This window comes from Chryseobacterium sp. T20 (assembly GCF_047345655.1).
Classification (GTDB): domain Bacteria; phylum Bacteroidota; class Bacteroidia; order Flavobacteriales; family Weeksellaceae; genus Chryseobacterium.
This window is the reverse complement of the sequence record NZ_JBLFDU010000022.1, coordinates 1-4,632: the sequence shown is the minus strand read 5'-3', so window position 1 is coordinate 4,632 and position 4,632 is coordinate 1. Positions and strand designations below refer to the sequence as shown.

Genomic DNA, 4,632 nt, shown 5'->3' with positions numbered 1-4,632 from the left:
GAAGTTTCTATCTTTGCCCCACTGAAAAACGAAAGACATTCAGTAGCGCAGAAGCGCCTTTAGAAAGGCAGAAACATAAAATACTTCAAAAGATAAAGACGAAAAAAAAACTTTAATTTTTTTATAAAAAAAGTTGTCAGTTAAAAAATAGTTATTATCTTTGCAGTCCCAATTAGAGGGAGCGCGGGAGTAGATAGATTGAGGGTTTTGGAAGAATTAAGGTTACTTAAAAAACTTTAAAATTTTCTTCAAAAACATTTGGTCAATTAAAAATAAAGTTTTACTTTTGCACTCGCAAATACGGAGCGACACTGACAGAAAGATTGCTTCGTTACAAGCGAAAGATATAAAGATCATTGACATACAATATAACAACCAAGTAAGGAAAAACTAAAGCGTTAAAAACTTTGAGTGAGTCAGACAAACATACAATGGAGAGTTTGATCCTGGCTCAGGATGAACGCTAGCGGGAGGCCTAACACATGCAAGCCGAGCGGTAGAGATTCTTCGGAATCTTGAGAGCGGCGTACGGGTGCGGAACACGTGTGCAACCTGCCTTTATCAGGGGGATAGCCTTTCGAAAGGAAGATTAATACCCCATAATATATTGAATGGCATCATTTGATATTGAAAACTCCGGTGGATAGAGATGGGCACGCGCAAGATTAGATAGTTGGTGAGGTAACGGCTCACCAAGTCTACGATCTTTAGGGGGCCTGAGAGGGTGATCCCCCACACTGGTACTGAGACACGGACCAGACTCCTACGGGAGGCAGCAGTGAGGAATATTGGACAATGGGTGCGAGCCTGATCCAGCCATCCCGCGTGAAGGACGACGGCCCTATGGGTTGTAAACTTCTTTTGTATAGGGATAAACCTAGATACGTGTATCTAGCTGAAGGTACTATACGAATAAGCACCGGCTAACTCCGTGCCAGCAGCCGCGGTAATACGGAGGGTGCAAGCGTTATCCGGATTTATTGGGTTTAAAGGGTCCGTAGGCGGATTTGTAAGTCAGTGGTGAAATCTCACAGCTTAACTGTGAAACTGCCATTGATACTGCAAGTCTTGAGTGTTGTTGAAGTAGCTGGAATAAGTAGTGTAGCGGTGAAATGCATAGATATTACTTAGAACACCAATTGCGAAGGCAGGTTACTAAGCAACAACTGACGCTGATGGACGAAAGCGTGGGGAGCGAACAGGATTAGATACCCTGGTAGTCCACGCCGTAAACGATGCTAACTCGTTTTTGGATTTTCGGATTCAGAGACTAAGCGAAAGTGATAAGTTAGCCACCTGGGGAGTACGAACGCAAGTTTGAAACTCAAAGGAATTGACGGGGGCCCGCACAAGCGGTGGATTATGTGGTTTAATTCGATGATACGCGAGGAACCTTACCAAGGCTTAAATGGGAAATGACAGGTTTAGAAATAGACTTTTCTTCGGACATTTTTCAAGGTGCTGCATGGTTGTCGTCAGCTCGTGCCGTGAGGTGTTAGGTTAAGTCCTGCAACGAGCGCAACCCCTGTCACTAGTTGCCATCATTAAGTTGGGGACTCTAGTGAGACTGCCTACGCAAGTAGAGAGGAAGGTGGGGATGACGTCAAATCATCACGGCCCTTACGCCTTGGGCCACACACGTAATACAATGGCCGGTACAGAGGGCAGCTACACAGCGATGTGATGCAAATCTCGAAAGCCGGTCTCAGTTCGGATTGGAGTCTGCAACTCGACTCTATGAAGCTGGAATCGCTAGTAATCGCGCATCAGCCATGGCGCGGTGAATACGTTCCCGGGCCTTGTACACACCGCCCGTCAAGCCATGGAAGTCTGGGGTACCTGAAGTCGGTGACCGTAACAGGAGCTGCCTAGGGTAAAACAGGTAACTAGGGCTAAGTCGTAACAAGGTAGCCGTACCGGAAGGTGCGGCTGGAACATCTCATTTTAGAGCGTCTTAAGACGTTAAACAAAATCAGTATCGCAAGATACAATATACTTACTTAAAGCAATAGCTTTAGTTTTTTGTTTGGTTGATATATAAAAATACAAAACCCACTAGAAATTAGTATAGGGAAAGAGATTTAGAAAAGAAGTTAGAAATTAGAAGTTAGAGATTAGTCTAACATCTAGTATCTAAAATCTAACATCTAAAACAAAGTCTCGTAGCTCAGCTGGTTAGAGCGCTACACTGATAATGTAGAGGTCGGCAGTTCGAGCCTGCCCGAGACTACTAATTAAAATAGAGGTTAGAAGCTAGAAATTAGAAATTAGAATTTCACTAAAATCTAAGTACTAGGTACTAACATCTGACTAGAGGGGGAATTAGCTCAGCTGGCTAGAGCGCCTGCCTTGCACGCAGGAGGTCAAGGGTTCGACTCCCTTATTCTCCACAGTTTTGGAAGACTGATTTAAAAGTTACGAATGGAGCCAAAAACAACATTTGTTCATCAGTTGGAAAGAAAGAAATTAAGATCATTGACATTAACGGTAAAGACATCACAAAGAGAAAACCGAGCGCATAAAGCGCTTGAGTAACCAATAGGAAAGAAATCGTTAAGGGCGTATGGCGGATGCCTAGGCTTTCAGAGGCGACGAAGGACGTGGTAAGCTGCGAAAAGCTGCGGGGATTGGCACACACGAATTGATCCGCAGATATCCGAATGGGGCAACCCGGCATGTTGAAGACATGTCACCTCTTAGGAGGAGCAAACCCGGAGAACTGAAACATCTAAGTACCCGGAGGAAAAGAAATCGAAGAGATTCCGTAAGTAGTGGCGAGCGAAAGCGGATTAGCCCAAAAGTCTTTTTATGTTTAGAGGAATGTTCTGGAAAGAACAATCATAGAAGGTGATAATCCTGTACTCGAAAGGCATATTAAGATGATAAATGAGTAGGGCGGGACACGTGAAATCCTGTCTGAATATGGGGGGACCATCCTCCAAGGCTAAATACTCCTGAAAGACCGATAGTGAACAAGTACTGTGAAGGAAAGGTGAAAAGCACTTCGAATAGAAGGGTGAAATAGAACCTGAAACCGTACGCCTACAAGCGGTCGGAGCAGCATTAAGCTGTGACGGCGTGCCTTTTGCATAATGAGCCTACGAGTTAATTTTACTAGCGAGGTTAAGGTATTAAGTACCGGAGCCGGAGCGAAAGCGAGTCTGAATAGGGCGGATAGTTAGTAGGATTAGACGCGAAACCTTGTGATCTACCCATGGGCAGGTTGAAGCTCTGGTAACACAGAGTGGAGGACCGAACCGGTTGACGTTGAAAAGTCTTCGGATGACCTGTGGGTAGGGGTGAAAGGCCAATCAAACTGGGAGATAGCTCGTACTCTCCGAAATGCATTTAGGTGCAGCGTCGTATATAAGTTTATTAGAGGTAGAGCTACTGATTGGATGCGGGGGTTTCATCGCCTACCAATTCCTGACAAACTCCGAATGCTAATAAATGTTCTACGGCAGTGAGGGCATGGGTGCTAAGGTCCATGTCCGAGAGGGAAAGAACCCAGACCAACAGCTAAGGTCCCAAAATATATGTTAAGTTGAAACAACGCGGTTGGACTGCATTGACAGCTAGGATGTTGGCTTGGAAGCAGCCATTCATTTAAAGAGTGCGTAACAGCTCACTAGTCGAGCGGTCCGGCATGGATAATAATCGGGCATAAACATATTACCGAAGCTATGGATTTATATTTTAGATATATCTGGTAGGAGAGCATTCTATTTGCGCCGAAGCAGTACTGTGAGGTATTGTGGAGCGGATAGAAAAGAAAATGTAGGCATAAGTAACGATAAAGCAGGCGAGAAACCTGCTCACCGAAAGACCAAGGCTTCCTCAGCCATGCTAATCAGCTGAGGGTTAGTCGGGACCTAACGCGAACCCGAAAGGGGTAGTGGATGGACAATGGGTTAATATTCCCATACTTGCTCACGAATAAAGGGGACGGTTGGATGTAGCTGCTGGAGACTGACGGAATAGTCAAGGCCTAGCCTTCGGGCGAAGCTGCTGTAGTGTAATCTGATCCAAGAAAAGCCGAAGTGAAGCAACCCGTACCAAAACCGACACAGGTGGTCGAGGAGAGAATCCTAAGGTGCTCGAGTGAGTCGTGGCTAAGGAACTAGGCAAAATAGTCTCGTAACTTCGGAAGAAGAGACGCCAACAGCAATGTTGGCCGCAGTGAAGAGGCCCAGGCGACTGTTTATCAAAAACACAGGACTCTGCTAAATCGAAAGATGCTGTATAGGGTCTGACACCTGCCCGGTGCTGGAAGGTTAAGGAAGGTGCTTAGAGTTAAATCGAAGGCATTAACTGAAGCCCCAGTAAACGGCGGCCGTAACTATAACGGTCCTAAGGTAGCGAAATTCCTTGTCGGGTAAGTTCCGACCTGCACGAATGGTGTAACGATCTGGGCACTGTCTCAGCCACGAGCTCGGTGAAATTGTAGTATCGGTGAAGATGCCGATTACCCGCAATGGGACGAAAAGACCCTGTGAACCTTTACTATAACTTCGTATTGACTTTGAGTAAGTAATGTGTAGGATAGGTGGGAGGCTTTGAAGCAGGCACGCTAGTGTTTGTGGAGCCAACGTTGAAATACCACCCTTTACTTACTTGGAGCCTAACTTCTTT

General features: G+C 45.5%; 2 tRNA genes and 2 rRNA genes. All 4 read left to right on the top strand.

The features are described from left to right. Window positions 1-428: 428 nt before the first annotated feature. A 16S ribosomal RNA gene (locus ACMA47_RS25125) occupies window positions 429-1,945 on the top strand. A 211-nt stretch (window positions 1,946-2,156) separates the two neighbouring features. After that, a tRNA-Ile gene (locus ACMA47_RS25120) sits at window positions 2,157-2,230 on the top strand. An 86-nt stretch (window positions 2,231-2,316) separates the two neighbouring features. Then, window positions 2,317-2,390, top strand: a tRNA-Ala gene (locus ACMA47_RS25115). 153 nt (window positions 2,391-2,543) lie between these two features. Beyond that, window positions 2,544-4,632 (top strand): 23S ribosomal RNA (locus ACMA47_RS25110); the annotation flags it as partial.